Raw genomic sequence first — 18,516 nt, 5'->3', positions numbered from 1 at the left:
CTTATCCACATCTGAGCTAAGCATTAGCGAAATTGCCTTTAGCTGCGGTTTTGAACATTCGCAATCTTTTAGCAAATTCTTTAAATCTAAAACGCAACTATCCCCAACCGAGTTTAGGGCATCTTTTAATTAGAACTTGATATCAGCTATTTAAAAACTAAGTTTTGTACCTTTCTATTAAAGTTGATGGTCGTGAAAATAGCCTTGGCGCAAATACAACCTCACAGAGGGTCTATTGCAAAAAACATAGAACTGCATATACAATGTATTAAACTAGCCTCGAAAAACGAGGCTGAGGCCATTTTCTTTCCTGAATTATCGCTATCTGGATATGAACCTAAACTGGCAAAGGACTTAAAGATTAAACCTGAAGACCATCGATTGCTTCCTTTGCAAAGGCTTAGCAACCGCCTTAATATGACCATAGGACTGGGAGCTCCTCTAGATTCTAACAATGGGGTTCAGATTGCCTTATTGATTTTTCAGCCAAATAAAGCTATCTCGGTTTATGCCAAACAATGGCTTCACGATGATGAAAAACCTTTTTTTAAACCGGGACGCAATTATGGGCATATTGAGCTGAACAACAAACATATTTCCCTTGCCATTTGCTATGAATCTTTGAGAAACGAACACCTACAGCAGGCTTTGCTCCATCAACCTGATTTTTATCTGGCCTGTACAGCGAAAGCCCAAAAAGGAGTGGATAAAGCGGAGAAACATTTTGAAAGAATTTCAAAGGCACATAAACTCGGCGTACTATTTTGTAACTCCGTGGGGCCTGCTGATGACTTTATTGGGGCTGGTTCTTCTGCTGTTTGGAGTGCTGATGGCAAATTACTGGTACAACTGACGAAAGATGAACAAGGTCTATTGATTTTTGATACCGAAAGCAATACTTGCGAAAACATTTTTATACATCAAAATGAATTATCATAACCGAAAATTTAGGCCCGTAAGCAATACAGAAAACGCGGAAACAACCGAAGAAACCATATTCCACTACCAACAGGAAGAAAATAGGCTGTTTTGCGACTATTCCGGGGGAAATATCATAAAAGGCCATCTTTTGGGCTTGGTAGATGGAAATGGAATCATAAATATGCGCTACCATCAAGTAAATTCAAAAGGAAATTTAATGACGGGTACTTGTATATCTACCCCAGAAAAGATCGCTAACGGTAAAATACGGTTGCATGAAGAATGGCAATGGACGTCCGGGGATTGCTCCAAGGGTTCCAGTATTTTAGAAGAGTTGTAAATTCAATAACAAATTCCCTACCCATGAAAACTTTGGAAGTAGACCAATTTTTAGAAAAAATGACCCAATGGAAGCCAGAACTTACAAGGTTAAGGGAGCTGGTACTGGAATGCGGATTGGAGGAGACCCTAAAATGGGGGCAACCCTGTTACACTCATAAAAAAGCGAATGTTCTATTATTGGGCAATTTTAAAGGTTTCTGTACTATCAGTTTTTTTAAGGGTGTACTGTTGAAAGACCCTGCCGGAATTCTTGATAAACCGGGAGAAAATTCCAGAATTGTCCGAATTGTCAAATTCACCGAACTTAGAGAAATAACCGACCGATGGGATGTTCTCAAATCCTACATTTTTGAGGCCATAGAAATTGAAAATAAGGGCTTAAAAGTTGAAAAAAAGGAGGAAAATACTCAAAATTTTGTGTCGGAGCTACAAAACCGTTTATCTGCCGACCAAAAATTTGCCGCCGCCTTTATGGCTCTCACCCCAGGTAGGCAACGAGCCTACAATATCTATTTCTCCGGTGCCAAACAGGCCTCGACTAGAGTGTCCAGAATTGACAAATACACAGACCGCATCTTACAAGGTTTCGGTTTTCATGATTGCGTTTGTGGGCTGTCCAAAAAAATGCCCCGCTGCGATGGCAGTCACAAGCAACTTCAAAAATAAGTCCCTTTCCTACTCCACAAATTGCAGTGCTTTCTGGGGAATCAATATTTTATCTATTATATGGATGACCCCGTTGGATGCTTCCACATCTTTCAGCACAAATTTCGCTCGAATTTCAGAAGCGTCCTTAATAACAATTTCCTCATCTTCCAACACCAATTCAATAGAGTCGTTTGGTAAAAGGGTTTCGATGGCTTGCGGTTCAAAGCTATCCGAAGTAATTTCTTCCTCAACCAAATGACCTAAAAGAATATCGTTCAAAACCTGAAGCTCCAAAAAATTCTGAAAATCATCAAAATCATCGTAGTCCTCTCCCAATAAGTCAAAAAGCAAGCCTACCGCCTCATTGTTCGGGGCAAAAACGGTCATTGCATCGCCTTCCAACTTGTTGAACAAATCTCCCTTAGTCAAGGCATCTTCGAACATTTGCAAATCCTCGTTTTCAACAATAATTTCAGAAAGTGTAGGTTTCGGAAAAAACACCTCAAAAACAGTATCGGGCAACAGTACTTCATCTATTTGATGCACCACCCCGTTGGAAACCTTTCCTTCAATTTCGATTAATTGCGCCAGCAAATCGTTATCTGCTTGAAAAAAAGTACCTCCATCAATCAATACTTCCAGATTTTCAGCAACGGAAGTAACTATCTCTTGCCCCTCAGTAAATTCATCGACCGTGATGGTGTTGGACTGCACAATATGAAATTGGAGAATATCCTGCAATAGCGCAAGTTCTTCATCCTCATCAAAATCGGAAATGGTCGAATAATCTTCCAAAAGCTGAAACAACTCATCAAATGCTTCATTGGAAGGTGCCAAAACAGTAATATCATCCTCTTGAAGTAAATCTTTTACATCGTCATCTAAAGCCTCTATAGCCGCGGCGAGTACGCTAAAATTGTCCTCACTCAAAATAAACTCCAAGGCATTTGGTTCCGTATTCTCAGAATTATCAGGTTCTTCCGTTTCCTCCTCAGGTGTTTCTTCTTCAGTAATTTCTTGCTGTGGATCTTCGTCCAAATCCGATCCGTCATCACTAGAAGAACAGCCAACGAATACCAAAAAAAAAGCAAATAAGGTCATTTTCGATAGAAAAGTGGAGAACAAATTTTTATTTTTCATTTTCATGCAATTTTTTAGAAGCTCAAAATATAAGACATAAATAGCTAACCATAAGAGAACTATGTGTTACGCCAAGGTTAAATATGAGAAGTTAGGCTATGGTCGGGTACCGGCAATCAAGTTGCTTTTTTGCTTTTCTTTATTATCAACGTTGGTATCCGTAAGGGTTTTCATGAAGGCAATTATGGCTTTTTGCTCTTTTGGTGTCAGCTCTAGATTATCAAACGGTAGGGTTTGATGTTCCAGTTCAAATCCTAATCCGCCACCACCGCCTTGGTTATAGAAATCCATTACCTGTTCTAGAGTTGCGTACACACCATTGTGCATGTAGGGAGCCGTCAAGGCCACATTTCTGACAGCAGGCGTCTTGAACATACCATAATGAACCTCCTTTTCATAACGCCAGTAGAAGCCCAGATCATCGTCTAGTGCTTTATTGGCCGCGGTTTCGGGCACGCCGATAACCTCTTTTTCAGTTTCAGCATAAAATGGCGGAACGGTACCATTGGTCAAGGGCATAAAGTGACAAGTTGCGCATAAGGCCTTACCCATAAAAAGGTTCATTCCCAATTTCTCCTCTTCTGTAAAATTGGCTTCTTCACCTCTCATATTTCGGTCAAATTTTGAATCAAATCCGTTGAGGGTAGAAATATAGGAGGAAATGGCCCGGATCACATCGGTATTTCTAGTGGAAACCTTTCCGTAGGCATCCTTGAACAATTGAGTATAAACGGAATCCTTTAAAATTTCCGTAGAAAATTCATGAACGCCGCTGGCAAATTCCTGTTCATTGGTAAAGACCGATGAAATCTGGTCGAGAAGATTTTCGGCACGGCCATCCCAAAAGAAACTTTTTTGAAATGCTACATTAATCAAAGTTGGTGAATTTCGTTGAAGGGGATTTCCGGTGTTATCCAAATTTGCCACTCGATTATCCGCATATGCTTTTTCGGGAATATGACAGGTAGCGCAGGCCATGGTGCCATTTTTTGCTAAACGCGGCTCAAAAAACAATTTCTCACCAAGGGCAATTTGCTTATCGTTGGTATTTCTATTGACCGGAGGCGTAAAATAGGTAAGATTGAAAGCATCTTTCTCAAAAAAAGTAGGTGCATCAAAATTAAAAGGTTTGTTATTTACACCTTCCCAAAGTCCACTTTCTTTACGTATCGCTACCCAATTTCTGGTGATGGGATTCATATAGTCCCTTATGAATATATACCGGTCAAAGGTTTCAAAATCGGGATGCTCACTCAGATACTTAATTGCTTTGTGAACATTCGTTTTGAACTTTGCATCTAACTGCTCATTTTTTTCTTGTACCAAGTCTTGTATGGAAAGACCGTAAACGGTATAAAGCGCCTCAAGAGAAACAATGCTTTCTTCGAGCCCTAATTGACTAACGGGTGTATCAAAGCCCGAAATACCCAAACTAATAATTCGTAATAATTGTTGATGTGTAGCGATAAAAAACCTTTGCGCGTCCAAAGGCCGTTCGCCGGTATTCTCCATTAGATTCACCAAAAGTCCTTTGGTCAGTTCCGCTTCACGTTTAAAAACGGTTGGGTCTTCTCCCCCTTCAAAAATAGACTCCTCCATTTTTTGAAGCCCCATTGGAGGCAAAACACGTTCGGTATCCTCCGCGAATATAGGTAAAGCCGGACCGTTGGCACGGTGACCCACGGCGGGGTTAAGATAAGCTGCGTAGGGTTCTGATTTTTTGAAGCTGACCCTTAGTTTTTTAAATATTTTTTTGGCTTGAGGACTTTCTGCGTCCATTTGAGCCAATGAATCAATTAATTCTACAGCTTTCGTAATGTGTTTATGGTAAAACTTTTGTGCCGGTTTCCAGTCAATTTGAGGTGGGTCCAGAACAACTTCGGCCATTTGGTTTTTCCCATCTTTACAGGAAAGAATAAAAATAAAGACAGATAAAAAGAGAAGATTTTTAGTCATAACTAAGGATAAATAGTAAAATAGGGAAAGACCTCCGTAATACGGAGGCCTTTTTAAAAATAGAATGTGAGACAGAATTACCTAGGTAATCCTTTTAGGATAAGTATTTGACCTCCTTGATTATCTTCACGTGCCCCGGCAACGATAGCATCGGGACGATCAGATTCCATATCGTGACCGTCAACACTCTTAAAGTCTTCACTTTGCCAATAGTGAGGCTGAAGATTCAACAAGAAAGTATTAGGTTCTCCAATTTTCTCTGAAATATCTTCCAAAGCACCATACTCTCCACTAAAACCAGAACCACCAGCTGGGTCCAAATCATTTCTTACAATCAATTCCATAACCACTTTGGCGTTATTTCCGTTCAAATCAGTTTGATAAATGTAAGCTCCGTGACCTCTATCAAAAGAGTTGGGGTCTTCTTGAAGGTAAATGAAGTTTTCGGTTACGCAGATATTATCAGGACTTTGAAGTTCAGCGATATTACCATCCATATTGTTAGAGTCTGTATTACCACTCACAATTTGAGTGAGTTTACCCGTCAAAGGAGAATCTTCATCCAATTCCAATTTGTAAGCAGTACCCCAATCGTTGTACGTACCTCTCCCAGGACCTCTACCGGTAACGGCTACGAACACATTACGGTTATTGGCAGCAGAACCTTTTTGATAATCAACATCTTCCACACGCATAAAAGCAGAAGCATTAACAGCCACACAGGCGTCTTCCATTTCATCTTTGGTCATGGAAGCACCGTTTTCGATTTCAACGAATTCAAATTCGTAGGTCTCACCGTAAGCAAGGTCCCCCTCATTATAAGTTACACCAGCTTCTACAGCGGCAGGGTTGATTGGATTACCGTTGGCATCCGTAGAACCTGAAGCTACCTCCTTCAATCTTAAGACATAGATTTTACCGTTATTCAAATCAGCATTTCCATTTTCGGACATGTAAAGGGTAATTTGTCCTTCAGAACCGCTTGAATCATCGTCACCACCAATAATTACGGTTTTACCAGGATACGCATCACGTGGAAGAGGAACAGCGTTTTCCCAAGAAAATTCTCCTAAGGCATCTAGACCAAAATCTGCCGTTGGCGTTGGGGTTTCTACATGGGGATCAATTCCTTTTACATCATAGTGGAAGCTTTCAGAAGCGGAAAGAAACAAATCTTTGGCCCCGCCGTGAATACTAGCTTCCCACATGGTACCGGAACATTGTCTGGCAAAATCGGCAACACCAGAATTCAACAACCACTCACCTCCGGTTGGGTTCATGTACTTGTCGAAGTGGATTCGGCTAACGGCATAATCGTCCTCAGCATTTACAATATATTTATATCCATCACCATCTTTAAGGAAACCGGCACCATCTTGGGCACCTACCAAACGAAATCCGTCTTCCAATACATCCGTAGAGCTTATTAAGGAATAGGCTTTTACAAAATTAAATCGTGACTTAACATCCACCAATGGTTCTAATTCAGATTTGTTCTCAAAGATGGTTCCCTTTTCTTCCTCACCACCTCCGTGACCAAGGAAATCATCTAACTTATCGCAAGATGTAGCAGTAGCAACTACACCTGCGCATAAAAGCAATTTTTTAAGTGTTCTCATTTTGTTCTAGGTTTATTTTAAAAGTTCTTTAACAAAAGTATTTAGGTGAACTCCTAGAACCGTTAACCCATTGTGGTCATAAATTAAAGAGAAGTATAATTTTAAGTTAATTTGTTAGATTAATGTTATTAATTAGCTTTATTCTAAACAATATTTACATTTTTAGGATTTAACATTCTCTAAAAGAAGGACTACCAGTATACCGAATAAATATTCGATTTGATTATAATTAAAAACTCAACTCTTAGAAGGTTTTGTGTTTACCCGAAGATTAGAATCCTTATATTAGACCAAGAAGAATAATACATAATTACGTTTATGCCTGCTCCCATTTCTACTGCTTCCATTTTTAAAAGTCTAAAAATTATACATATGGCCTTGGTCATAGGCCTAGTTGTTTTCGGAATATTTGTTTATCAAGATAAAGGTGAATTTATTGCGGAATTTGACCAAAGTAATCCGTTCACATTCATTGTACCTATAGTAGCAATTATTGGATACTTCGCCAGTCTGTATCTTTTTAGGTTAAGAACTTCAAAAATTGAAAGGAGTCAGAACCTTAAAGAAAAACTTACTGCCTATCAAAGTGCTTCTATTACAAAATATGCCTGCATAGAGGCTCCGGCGCTTTTCGGCTTTATAAGTTATTTTCTATCCGGCGGTGCCTTATTTTTGGTCATAGCCCTTTGTATGACCGCTTATTTAATGGTCCAAAGACCTACCATACCAAAACTAAAGGAGCAAATTCCATTAACTCCAGAAGAAATTAGAGAACTAGAAAACTAAAATACCCCAGCATATGAAAAAATTAATAGGAACACTAACCCTTGCTTTCCTTTTATCAGGCTTTAATACCACTATGTTAGCACAAGACTGGCCCAATCTAAAACAGTTTCAAAAGGATAATGATACATATAGTGCCCCCAGCAAAGATGAGGATCGTGTAGTTTTCATGGGGAACTCCATTACTATAGGGTGGTTGAAAAATAGGCCTGAATTTTTTGAGGGCAAACCTTATATAAACAGAGGTATTAGCGGACAAACCACTCCTCAAATGCTTATTAGGTTTCGTCAAGATGTGATTGATTTAAAACCAAAAGTGGTGGTGATTTTGGCAGGCACCAATGATATTGCCGGAAATACAGGGCCTTCCAATTTGAAAATGATCATGGACAATATCAAATCTATGGCAGAAATTGCCCATTCTAATGGCATAAAGGTAGTATTGGCCTCTACTCTCCCTGCTTTCAAATATCCTTGGAAACCGGAAGTAGAACCCGCAGAAAAGATTGTGGAACTCAATAAAATGATAAAATCCTATGCGGATGATCAAGGCCATGTTTATCTGGACTATTTTTCCGTAATGGTAGATGAACGCAACGGGCTACCTAAAAAATATGCTAATGACGAGGTACACCCCACCGTGGAAGGGTATAAAGTAATGGAACCTCTGGTTGAAAAAGCCATTGAAGAAGCATTAGCTAAATAATATGAAAAATCTATTACTAATTCTCCTTCTTGGTATACAGACTTTTGGGTACTCTCAAAAGGTAAAAAATTCTCAACCTGTACGTGTAGGTGTAGTAGGCTTGGTTCATGGCCATGTTCATTGGATTCTAAACAACGAAAAGAAAAGCAACATTGAAATTGTTGGCATTGTAGAACCGAACAAGGAACTAGCAAAAAGACTTACCAAACAATATGGCCTTTCCATGGATATTGTTTTTGATTCCATTGAGGAAATGGTCAAAGAAACGCAACCCGAAGCGGTCAATGCCTTCAATAGCACTTTTGACCATTTAGAGACCGTAAAGTTTTGCGCTCCAAGAGGAATACATGTCATGGTTGAAAAACCCTTGGCAGTAAGTTGGGAACATGCCCAAGAAATGATTGCCTTGGCCAAAAAACATAATATTCACCTTCTCACCAACTATGAAACCACATGGTACGGAAGTAATCAAAAAGCCTATGATTTAATCCATAATGAAAATGCTATTGGCCCCATGCGAAAACTAACTTTTCACACGGGTCATTTTGGACCTAAGGAAATTGGCTGTGATGAAGAATTTTTAGAATGGCTTACAGACCCTAAACTTAACGGCGGTGGTGCATTGATGGATTTTGGGTGTTACGGCGCCAATATCTCAACTTGGCTAATGAAAGGTGAAACTCCGATTTCAGTTACCTGTACCGTTCAGCAGATGAAACCAGAAGTATATCCTAAAGTAGAGGATGATGCCACCATAATATTGACCTACCCAAGTACCGAAGTTGTTATTCAAGCCTCTTGGAACTGGCCACATCACGTAAAGGATATGGAGATATTTGGTACTAATGGTTATATAAAATGTCTAAATGGTAGTGACATGATGATCATGACCAATGAAAAAATAGGCCCCTCACCTGTAAAAGCTTCTTCTAGGGAACCAGGATTTGATGACCCATTTGCGCTATTCAAAAAAGTGGTGCATGAAGGATATGAAATTGAGGAATATGGACTGTCCTCTCTTGAAAATGCAGAAATGGTTTCAAAGATTCTAAACGCTGCCAAAAAATCTTCCGAACAGGGTAAAACCATATATTGGGAAGAATTGTATCCTTAAATTATTGGAGAAAGTTCAATAAAAGAATAATTATAACAAACTTCGCCTATCTTTGAAGGGCATGCAGGAAAAAACCATCTCAAAAAATTCATCTAATAAAGACCTTTCATCACAGGCTGATTATGACGCCATTATAATAGGTTCTGGAGCTGGTGGACTGGCCTGCGCCATTTGTCTTTCCAGGGAAGGTAAAAAGGTTTTGGTTTTGGAACAGCATGATGTTCCCGGGGGGTGGTGCCACAGTTTTTATCTTAATGGTCACCGTTTTACACCAGGGGTGCATTATATTGGCAGACTGGCCGAAGGGCAGACCACCAATGACCTTTACCGAGGGTTGGAAATGGCCAACGACCTTGTATTTTTTAGGATGAACCCTGATGGATATGAACATGTGAAAATTGGGGATGATCGATTTGATTATCCGGACAACCTGGATTCCCTTATTGAGCGACTTTCAAAGAAATTTCCGAAGGAAAAAAAGAATATTGCCAAATATCTCAAACTTACGAGAACCGTAAGTAGAGAGTTATACTCCATACCTTATTTTAAGGGCTTTTGGCAGAAGTTGATTATGCCGTACAAAACCAAGTATTTTGGAAAGTATGCCTTATTTAGCCTAAGCCGAGTGGTAGGTTGGCATGTGAAGGACCCTTTATTAAGAAAAATATTGAACATTCAGTGTGGTGATCATGGCACTGCACCCCAAAAAGTCCCTTTTCTACTACATAGTGCAGTGATGTACCACTATTTTCATGGAGCCTACTACCCTATGGGCGGTGGAGGCGCACTTATCAAATCTATGACAAAGGTTATTAAGAACCATGGAGGTGAGATACGTACGAGCACCGCGGTATCTCAAATATTATTAGAGGGTGAAAAGCAAAAAAAGGCTATTGGTGTTCAATTGGAAAACGGCGAACAGCTCTTCGCCCAACATATCATTTCCAATGCCGATGTAGGTATCACATATAATAAGCTAGTAGGAGCAGAAAATCTAAGTAAGCGACTTCAAAGAAAATTACAGAACACTACCTATTCCTGCACTTCTATCATGCTTTTTCTAACGGTTGATATGGACTTGAGGAAGCATGGGGTAGATTCTGGAAATATCTGGCAAATGCCAAACCGTGGACCCAATGATTTCTACGACGAAATTCATGCCGAAGATATAACAAAGGGTGATTCCTTTGATGGTTTGTTCATAAGCTGTACTACCTTAAAAGACCCTACTGGGTATGATGGAAAACATCATACTCTAGAGGTAGTTACCTTTGTGGATTATAAAACCTTTGAAAAGTTTGAAACGAACGGAAAAGAACGCTCTCAGGCCTATTTGGACCTAAAGGAAAGGTTGATGGAAAAAATGGTCAATGGTGTCAATAAGGCCATTCCGGGGATCAAGGACCATATTGTACACAAGGAATTAGGAACACCCCTAACCAATAAATACTACATCAACACCACAAAAGGTAATGTTTATGGTACCGAGAAGCGGATGAAACACATTGGTCCGTTTGCCTATAGGGCAAAGAGCGAAATAGCGAATTTATTTTTGTGTGGCTCCAGTATATTGTCCCATGGTGTTGCGGGTGCAGCACATTCCGGAGTTGATACGGCCGCTAGGATTTTGGGCTGTACAGCAGACGAATTAAAGAAACCCAGATCAGACCAAAAAATTAGGATTTACGAAGCGGAAGACGATTCCAACTATCCTGAGTGGCTCAAAAAGAAAATTGCAGCCAAAAAATTAAGAGCACAAAAAGCGACAAAAACATCCGCATAACAAGAAAACGAACTTCATTTTCCATCAAGTTCGTTTTCTATAAAATATTTGTTGATGAAGCTATCTTCCCATCCAACCTCCATCTACCAGCATTGTTTCACCGTGCATATAATTGGAAGCATTGGAACAAAGAAAAATAATGGGACCTTTGAAATCTTCCGGTTGTCCCCATCTGCCCGCCGGAATCCTGGCTAGAATAGAATCTGCCCTTTCAGGATTATTTCGCAAAGCCTCGGTATTATCTGTGCTAATATAGCCCGGAGCTATAGCGTTTACATTCACCCCTTTACCGGCCCACTCGTTAGCGAAAGCCATAGTTATTTGCCCTATGGCCCCTTTACTTGCAGCATATCCCGGTACGGTAATACCACCTTGGAAAGTTAAAAGGGAGGCCGTAAAAACAATTTTCCCTGATCCTCTTTTAACCATTTCCTTTCCAATTTCTCGAGTAAGTACAAACTGTGCCGTTTGATTTACTTCAATGACCTTATCCCAATATTCATCTGAATGTTCTACAGCAGGGGCTCTAAGTATGGTACCTGCGTTATTTACTAGGATATCGATTTTTGGAAAATCGTCCTTTACCTGTTCTATAAAAGCATACAGTGATTTCCTATTGCTGAAATCGCAAGTATAAGCCTTAAATTTTCGGCCAATTCCCTCTACCTCTTGCTCTACCATGCTCCCATGCTTTTCCAAGGAAGCGCTCACACCTATAATATCTGCACCTGCCTCGGCAAGGCCTATGGCCATGGCTTTACCAATACCTCGTTTGCAGCCTGTAACCAAGGCAATTTTTCCTTCTAGACTAAAATTGTTGAGTATGCTCATTGTTTTATTTATTGTTTACTTGTTGTTCTTTTATTGCTGACAATCCATAAGTATTTTCATGCCGTCCGGTTGTTTGTCTATATCTTCAAAAACTTGTTGAATATCACTTAACGGTCGTATCTTCGTAATTAATTTTTCAAATTTCACCTTATTTTCAGTTACCAATTCTATGGCCTTTTCATAATCTTCTTTTTCATATACACGAGCGCCAATAAGCTTTAATTCTTTCCAAAAAAACTGAAATAGATCAATCTCCTTTTTTTGACCATGAATGGCCACCATTACAATTCTACCCCTTATCCCGGCCACCTCTGTCATCATATCCAAGGTTGGTTGAACGCCTGCCACTTCAAATACAACGTCTGCCCTCCTATTTTCGGTTATGGATTTCACATAGCTAAACAAGTCTGTTTTTAACGGATTAATTGCGGTCAATCCTATTTCTTTTGCTTTTTCTATTCTGGTATCGTTCACTTCTGAAACAATCACCTGTGCTCCAGTTTGCTTAGCTACCAGAGCCACCAAAAGACCAATTGGTCCACCACCTAAAATTACGGCAGTCTCTCCTTCTTTTAAGCCGCTTAACCTAACATCATGGACCGCCACAGAAAGTGGCTCTATTAGGGCGGCCAGCCGCAAATTGGTCTCAGGTTTTAATTTATGAATCGTAAAAGCCGGTACGTTCCAAAATTGTTGCATAGAACCAGGACTATCAATCCCAATAAATTTTAGTTCCTCGCAAATATGGTTGAATCCCTTATCAGACGGTTTAACCTTACGATCATCCAACGGTCTTACAACTACTCTGTCCCCAATTTTAAAATTTTGAACTTCTGCGCCTACCGCATCTATAATTCCACTCATCTCATGGCCAATGGTTTCCGGAATGGACACTCGTTTGTCCATCATCCCATGATAAATATGAACATCTGTGCCGCAGACTCCCGTATATGCCACTTTAATCCGTACTTCATCAGGCTTTGGCTCCGTTAGTTCCCTTTCAATAATGGAAAAAGTTTTATTTCCTTTATATACAGCAGCTTTCATAATTGTGTAATCGATTGTATTACAAATGTGGCATTAAAATTAGTAATAACAAAGGTTATTTTTATTTTATAACAAATATTCTGTCGAACCATTGAATTAAAGTCAGGATTTCATAGACTACGGCACTTTTCAAAAAATTAGAAATCACCTCCATTGTTCTCCCTTTCCCCTATTTAGATTACACCCGGATTTTGAACCCATTTATCCTAATTGCGATAGCTATCGTTAGAACTATAACACTTATGGGTAATTTGTCGTTTCAATCGCTTGGATTTTCCTAATTTAGGCGCTGGTCAAATAAAAGTCGTTGTACTCAACAAAATTTTATCATGAAATACATAGTGTGCGAAAAGCCAGGTGAATTCCTAATGAAGGAAAAGGAAACTCCCATAAGAAAAAAGGGAGAGGCTCTTCTGAAGATTACCAAAGTTGGTATCTGCGGTACGGACTTACACGCCTACGCCGGAAATCAAGCTTTTTTCACCTACCCAAGAATTTTGGGCCATGAGCTTGCTGCCGAAGTGGTAGAAATAGATGAAAACCCTCAAAATATAAAAGCAGGTGACAAAGTGGTTATCATGCCTTATTTAAGTTGTGGAAAATGTGTAGCCTGTAGAAACGGTAAAACCAATTGTTGCACCAATATTGCCGTTTTAGGAGTTCATACAGATGGTGGAATGCAGGAACAAATTACGCTACCTCATAATGTATTATTACCCGCAAATGACTTAAAGGATGATGAAATAGCCATTGTAGAATGTTTGGGCATAGGGGCACATGCCATTCGACGTTCTCAAATAAAGAAGGGTGAAAGTGTGGTAGTAGTTGGTTGTGGTCCCATAGGAATTGGAATCATGAAGTTCGCTCAAATTGAAGGAGCCAATGTCATCGCTATCGATATGGATCAGGGTAGATTGGATTATGTGAAAAGCGAAATAGGTATTGAGCATACGGTACTAGGTGGTGCGGAAGCCGTTGAAAAAGTTACTGAAGTTACTAATGGAGATTTGGCCACTGCCGTTTTTGATGCTACGGGCCATAAAGGGGCTTTAGAATCTGGAATCGATTTTATGGCACATGGAGGCCGTTATATTTTAGTTGGACTTTCCAAAGGAGACCTTACTTTTGCCCATCCAAAAATTCATGCCAAGGAAACCTCCATTTTGTGCAGCAGAAATGCGGCTTTGGTAGATTTTGAATATGTAATGGATAAAATGAGGAAGAAACAGTTTCCAACGGAATCCTTTATTACCCACTCCGTACCCTATACCGAAATGATTTCTAATTTTGATAGCTGGTTAGACCCTAAAAATGGGGTAATCAAAGCTACCGTCAGCTTTTCTTAAATTTATTGGATGATAATTGACAGCCATCAACATTTTTGGATTTATGACGAGCGAAAGCATGCTTGGATAGATGACCAAATGGCCATAATTAGACGCGATTTCCTTCCTCAAGACCTTAAACCGGTTTATGAAAACCATGGGGTTGATGGATGTGTAGCAGTGCAAGCGGATCAAACCTTGGAGGAAACGGAATTTCTTTTAAATCTATCAAACGAAAACGATTTCGTCAAAGGAGTTGTTGGCTGGGTAGATTTACGTTCCACCAGTTTACCGGAGCAGTTGGAAAAGTATCAAGAAAATGAGAACTTAAAAGGTTGGAGACATATTGTTCAAGGGGAAGCTGACCACAATTTCTTATTAAGGAATGATTTTTTAAATGGTATTTCTCTCCTAGAAAAATATAATCACACCTATGACATTCTTGTTTTTCCGCATCAGTTGGGAGCTGTTTTGGAGTTCGTAAAGAAATTCCCCAATCAGGCTTTTGTAATTGATCATATTGCCAAGCCCTATATCAAGGATGGTTTTTTTGATGGATGGTCCTTATTGATGAAGGAAATATCAAAACATGAAAACGTATTCTGTAAGATATCCGGAATGATTACTGAAGCGGATTATGATAATTGGAGCAAGGAAGAGATTTTTCCCTATATGAATTTAATTTTGGAGGCTTTTGGCCCCAATAGAGTAATGTACGGCTCAGATTGGCCTGTTTGTTTGGTAGCAGGAACCTATCCGCAAGTAAAAAATCTTGTAAAGGACTTTATTCAAGATTTAAGTACAACTGAACAAGAAAAAATAATGGGAAAGAATGCCATGGCATTCTATAATTTATAATAACAACCTAAACGGGATAAAACCCAAACCTAACTACATCCGTTATGGACTTAAACTTAAAAGATAAAATAGTGGTTATCTGCGGTGCTGCAGGTAAAAAAGGAAGTATTGGCGAAACCATTCTAAGAAGATTGGTTGACGAAGGCGCTATTCCTGCTGTTATTGACAGGAATGACAGGGGCTTCACATATGTAGATGAAATAAAGGAGCAAGGTGTAGATGCCCTTTTTTGCAAAACAGATGTTACAGATCCCGGCCAAATTGAAAGCGCCATGAAGGAGATAATTTCGAAGTACGGTCGTATAGATGTGGTACTCAATAATGTGGGAGTAAATGACGGCGTTGGTTTGGATGCCAGCTACGAAGAATTTATGAATAGCTTAAAATTAAATTTGGTGAGCTATTTTCTGATAGTGAAACATGCCCTACCCTATTTAAAGAAATCCAAAGGAAACATCCTGAATATTGGGTCTAAAGTTGCATTGACCGGACAAGGAAGAACTTCTGGTTATGCTGCGGCCAAGGGTGGCGTTTTGGGTCTAACGAGAGAATGGGCGGTAGACCTGGTTCCCTTTGGAATACGTTCCAATGCCATCATTATCGCAGAAAGCTGGACTCCTGCCTACGATGACTGGATCAAAACAGTTCCCAACGGAGAGGAAAAACTCAAATCCATTATTAAAAAGATTCCGTTTGAAAATAGAATGACCACAACGGAAGAAATAGCCAATACATGCTTGTTTACCATTTCCGATAGGTCTTCACATACCACGGGACAATTTATTCATGTAGACGGAGGTTATGTTCATCTAGATCGGGCCGTACTAACAGAAAATTAAACCAGTATTTAAACCAAACCAACATTTTTATATTATGGAAGAATCCCGTTCTCCAGTAGTATCCAAGAAAATACTCGTACCTTTTATTTTAATAACCTCCCTTTTTGCCTTATGGGGCTTGGCCAATGATATGACCAACCCTATGGTTAGGGGATTTCAAAAAGTTTTGGAGTTAAGTAATACCCAGGCTTCTTTGGTACAATTGGCATTTTATGGCGGATATTTTACCATGGCCATACCAGCGGCACTATTTGTAAATAAATTTTCTTACAAAAAAGGGGTACTGTTAGGTTTGGCCCTATACGCCACGGGAGCACTTTTATTTTGGCCTGCAGCGGCAAAAGAAAGCTATGGCTTTTTCTTGGCGGCATTGTATATACTTACATTTGGACTGGCTTTTTTGGAAACTACCGCGAACCCCTACATTTTATCCATGGGGTCTGAGGAGACGGCAACCCGTAGACTCAATTTTGCACAAATGTTCAACCCTATGGGGTCCATACTGGGACTTCTGATTGCCCAGAATTTTGTTTTGGGAGCCCTTCAATCAGATGATGTTACCGAAGAAGGAGTTCCTATCTATGACACTCTAACAGAAGCTGGAAAGGCCGCTATTAGAACAAGTGACCTAGAGATTATTAGAAATCCTTACGTGATTCTTGGAGTGGTGGTCATTATTTTCTTTCTGCTCATCAGTTTTGTGAAAATGCCCCAAAATAAAAGTCAGGAGGCAAAAGTGAATTTTTCTGATTCCGTAAAACGACTTTGGAAACAGCCTAAATTTGCCTTCGGAGTTGTGGCCCAGATCTTTTATGTGGGTGCCCAAATTATGTGCTGGACCTATGTATATCAATACGCCGAAACCTTAGAAATTGACGCCCAATCCGCGGTTTGGTATGGACTGGCGGGTTATATTGTATTTCTAGTGGGTAGAACCATAGGTACTGCCCTTATGGCCAAAATTGATTCTGGAAAACTTCTTATGTATTTTGGGTTTGGAGCCATGCTTACCCTCTTGGGAGCCATATTTTTACCAGGAATGTTAGGAATCTATGCCTTAGTGTTCACCTCTTTCTTTATGAGTATTATGTTCCCTACCATTTACGGAATTGCATTAGAAGGCCAGGGTGAAGATGCCAAATTTGGCGCGGCCTTTTTGGTAATGGCCATTGTTGGTGGTGCGTTGCTCCCCTATTTACAAGGCTATATCCTAGATTTGGGAGGTTTTGGATACGAAGATGTCACCTTTTTGGGAGTATCAGAAATGCGATTCTCATTTATACTATCACTATTATGCTTCCTTGTAGTCGCACTTTACGGAAGAAAAGTTTATAAAAGCTATCATTAAAAAACATTTACATGAGCCAAACAAAGCGATACTGCTACTCCTGTGATTTAAAGGACGATGCCCAACTCATTGAAGAATATAAAGAATATCATGCCCCGGGTTCTGTGCCTAAAGAAATAATAAAGAGTATAAAGGACGCCGGTATTTTGGATATGCAGATTTATCTAACAGGTAATCGAATGTTTATGATTATGGAAGTTGATGAATCTTTTGACCCCGCCAAAAAAACAAAAATGGATGCCGAAAATCCCGAGGTTCAGAAATGGGAAAAATTAATGTGGAAATTTCAACAAGCCCTTCCGTGGGCCAAGGAAGGTGAAAAATGGATACCGTTAGATCAAATTTTTCAACTTCCTTAGCTTAAGAATAATTTTAGGCAACCGTATTGGTTAGGGTGCCAATGTGTTCAATAGAAATACTAATTTCATCACCTGATTGTAAGGTGAATTCATCCGGAGGAATAATTCCCGTACCGGTCATTAAAAAGCATCCGTTGGGAAAATTACATTCCCTAAAAAGATAATCAACCAGATCTTGATGTTTTCTTTTCATTTGGTTAATGGCAATTGCATCGTTGAAAACCACACTTCCATTCCTAGAAATTTGGAGCTCTATTTTCGTTTCAGGGGAAATAGGGCCTTCCGTAATGTAAATACAGGGGCCAAGTGCCGCACAACCTTCATAGGTTTTCGCCTGCGGCAGATACAAAGGATTTTCACCCTCAATACTTCGGGAACTCATGTCATTGCCAACGGTATATCCTTCAATTGTTCCGCTGGAGCTTATTAAAAGGGCCAATTCAGGTTCTGGAACGTCCCATCCTGAATCTTTTCTAATTCTCACTTTTCCCAGTGGGTCGGCCGTTCTTTGCGCAGTCGCCTTAAAAAAAAGTTCAGGCCTATCCGCATCATAGACACGATCATAAAAAGTACCACCGCCCGCTTTTTTAGATTCCTCCATTCGTGCCGTCTTACTGCGCATATAGGTAACTCCTGAAGCCCAAATTTCTTGGGTACCCATAGGTTTCAATAATGACTCCTCCTCGATAGCCCCGTTATAAGTTTCAAAAGTGGAGAGTTCATCTTTTAGGGAGGAAAATAAATGGGTCCTATTTAAAAATTGGTCCCAATCAGACACCCTTTTGGTGTAAAGTTCTCCTTCGTATTCCAAAATGGCAGCATTCTTTGTTTTGTAGATTTTCATTTGTAGTAGTTGGAAGTTTTGTTTGTTTAAAAGTAAAGTTTTTTTGTTGCTTT

At 39.7% G+C, this 18,516-nt stretch carries 19 protein-coding genes; 13 read left to right on the top strand and 6 right to left on the bottom strand.

Annotation, left to right across the window (positions count from 1 at the left end):
• The 4 genes from BIZ36_RS09890 to BIZ36_RS09875 all read left to right on the top strand — a co-directional run.
• Positions 1-133, top strand: a 133-nt coding sequence (locus BIZ36_RS09890) for a helix-turn-helix domain-containing protein (protein WP_187457733.1), incomplete at its 5' end; no start/stop codon positions are given.
• A gap of 53 nt (positions 134-186) precedes the next feature.
• On the top strand, positions 187-939 hold the full coding sequence (locus tag BIZ36_RS09885) for a carbon-nitrogen hydrolase family protein (RefSeq protein ID WP_187457732.1): 753 nt from the start codon (positions 187-189) through the stop codon (positions 937-939).
• Complete coding sequence (locus BIZ36_RS09880; protein ID WP_187457731.1) at positions 926-1,261, top strand: avidin-fold protein; 336 nt, start codon at positions 926-928, stop codon at positions 1,259-1,261. The genes BIZ36_RS09885 and BIZ36_RS09880 overlap by 14 nt, the downstream gene beginning before the upstream one ends.
• A 23-nt stretch (positions 1,262-1,284) precedes the next feature.
• On the top strand, positions 1,285-1,929 hold the full coding sequence (locus tag BIZ36_RS09875; protein WP_187457730.1) for a DUF1801 domain-containing protein: 645 nt from the start codon (positions 1,285-1,287) through the stop codon (positions 1,927-1,929).
• Between the two features lie 9 nt (positions 1,930-1,938).
• Here BIZ36_RS09875 and BIZ36_RS09870 read toward each other — a convergent pair whose 3' ends face one another.
• The 3 genes from BIZ36_RS09870 to BIZ36_RS09860 form a co-directional block, all read right to left on the bottom strand.
• A complete protein-coding gene (locus BIZ36_RS09870) occupies positions 1,939-3,051 on the bottom strand; it encodes a fasciclin domain-containing protein (protein WP_187457729.1) in 1,113 nt (370 codons plus the stop codon).
• Between the two features lie 96 nt (positions 3,052-3,147).
• A complete protein-coding gene (locus BIZ36_RS09865; protein ID WP_187457728.1) occupies positions 3,148-5,007 on the bottom strand; it encodes a cytochrome-c peroxidase in 1,860 nt (619 codons plus the stop codon).
• A gap of 77 nt (positions 5,008-5,084) precedes the next feature.
• Positions 5,085-6,626 carry a hypothetical protein gene (locus BIZ36_RS09860; RefSeq protein ID WP_187457727.1) on the bottom strand — a complete coding sequence of 514 codons (1,542 nt, stop codon included), beginning with the start codon at positions 6,624-6,626 and terminating at the stop codon, positions 5,085-5,087.
• Between the two features lie 318 nt (positions 6,627-6,944).
• On the opposite strand from BIZ36_RS09860, the gene BIZ36_RS09855 reads away from it, so the two are divergent.
• The 4 genes from BIZ36_RS09855 (at position 6,945) to BIZ36_RS09840 (ending at position 11,012) form a co-directional block, all read left to right on the top strand.
• A complete protein-coding gene (locus BIZ36_RS09855; RefSeq protein WP_187457726.1) occupies positions 6,945-7,412 on the top strand; it encodes a hypothetical protein in 468 nt (155 codons plus the stop codon).
• A gap of 13 nt (positions 7,413-7,425) precedes the next feature.
• Positions 7,426-8,115 carry an SGNH/GDSL hydrolase family protein gene (locus BIZ36_RS09850; RefSeq protein ID WP_187457725.1) on the top strand — a complete coding sequence of 230 codons (690 nt, stop codon included), beginning with the start codon at positions 7,426-7,428 and terminating at the stop codon, positions 8,113-8,115.
• A gap of 1 nt (position 8,116) precedes the next feature.
• Positions 8,117-9,229, top strand: coding sequence for a Gfo/Idh/MocA family protein (locus BIZ36_RS09845; protein ID WP_187457724.1), 1,113 nt, complete (start codon positions 8,117-8,119; stop codon positions 9,227-9,229).
• Between the two features lie 61 nt (positions 9,230-9,290).
• A complete protein-coding gene (locus BIZ36_RS09840) occupies positions 9,291-11,012 on the top strand; it encodes a phytoene desaturase family protein (protein WP_187457723.1) in 1,722 nt (573 codons plus the stop codon).
• A gap of 60 nt (positions 11,013-11,072) precedes the next feature.
• On the opposite strand, the gene BIZ36_RS09835 is transcribed toward BIZ36_RS09840, so the two are convergent.
• Both BIZ36_RS09835 and BIZ36_RS09830 read right to left on the bottom strand, forming a co-directional pair.
• Positions 11,073-11,837 carry an SDR family NAD(P)-dependent oxidoreductase gene (locus BIZ36_RS09835; protein ID WP_187457741.1) on the bottom strand — a complete coding sequence of 255 codons (765 nt, stop codon included), beginning with the start codon at positions 11,835-11,837 and terminating at the stop codon, positions 11,073-11,075.
• Between the two features lie 36 nt (positions 11,838-11,873).
• Positions 11,874-12,890, bottom strand: a complete 1,017-nt coding sequence (locus BIZ36_RS09830; protein ID WP_187457722.1) for a zinc-dependent alcohol dehydrogenase — start codon at positions 12,888-12,890, stop codon at positions 11,874-11,876.
• A gap of 329 nt (positions 12,891-13,219) precedes the next feature.
• Between BIZ36_RS09830 and BIZ36_RS09825 the strand changes: the two genes are divergently transcribed.
• Genes BIZ36_RS09825 through BIZ36_RS09805 form a run of 5 tightly spaced genes read left to right on the top strand, consistent with a single transcriptional unit; the run spans position 13,220 to position 17,619 of the window.
• The gene (locus tag BIZ36_RS09825) at positions 13,220-14,236 is read left to right on the top strand and encodes a zinc-binding alcohol dehydrogenase family protein (RefSeq protein WP_187457721.1); all 1,017 of its coding nucleotides are present in this window, start codon (positions 13,220-13,222) and stop codon (positions 14,234-14,236) included.
• 9 nt (positions 14,237-14,245) lie between these two features.
• Complete coding sequence (locus BIZ36_RS09820; protein ID WP_187457720.1) at positions 14,246-15,073, top strand: amidohydrolase family protein; 828 nt, start codon at positions 14,246-14,248, stop codon at positions 15,071-15,073.
• 44 nt (positions 15,074-15,117) lie between these two features.
• Positions 15,118-15,912 (top strand): SDR family oxidoreductase, encoded by a 795-nt coding sequence (locus tag BIZ36_RS09815; RefSeq protein ID WP_187457719.1) that lies wholly within the window; start codon positions 15,118-15,120, stop codon positions 15,910-15,912.
• A gap of 34 nt (positions 15,913-15,946) precedes the next feature.
• Positions 15,947-17,260 (top strand): L-fucose:H+ symporter permease, encoded by a 1,314-nt coding sequence (gene fucP, locus BIZ36_RS09810; protein ID WP_187457718.1) that lies wholly within the window; start codon positions 15,947-15,949, stop codon positions 17,258-17,260.
• Positions 17,261-17,271: 11 nt separating this feature from the next.
• The gene (locus tag BIZ36_RS09805; protein ID WP_187457717.1) at positions 17,272-17,619 is read left to right on the top strand and encodes an L-rhamnose mutarotase; all 348 of its coding nucleotides are present in this window, start codon (positions 17,272-17,274) and stop codon (positions 17,617-17,619) included.
• Positions 17,620-17,632: 13 nt separating this feature from the next.
• Here BIZ36_RS09805 and BIZ36_RS09800 read toward each other — a convergent pair whose 3' ends face one another.
• Positions 17,633-18,463 carry a fumarylacetoacetate hydrolase family protein gene (locus BIZ36_RS09800; RefSeq protein WP_187457716.1) on the bottom strand — a complete coding sequence of 277 codons (831 nt, stop codon included), beginning with the start codon at positions 18,461-18,463 and terminating at the stop codon, positions 17,633-17,635.
• Between the last annotated feature and the right edge of the window lie 53 nt (positions 18,464-18,516).

It is taken from the genome of Cytophaga sp. FL35 (genome assembly GCF_014349235.1).
In the GTDB taxonomy this organism is placed as follows: domain Bacteria; phylum Bacteroidota; class Bacteroidia; order Flavobacteriales; family Flavobacteriaceae; genus Euzebyella.
Note: the sequence above shows the minus strand (reverse complement) of the source record. Positions and strands in the feature narration are given on the sequence as shown.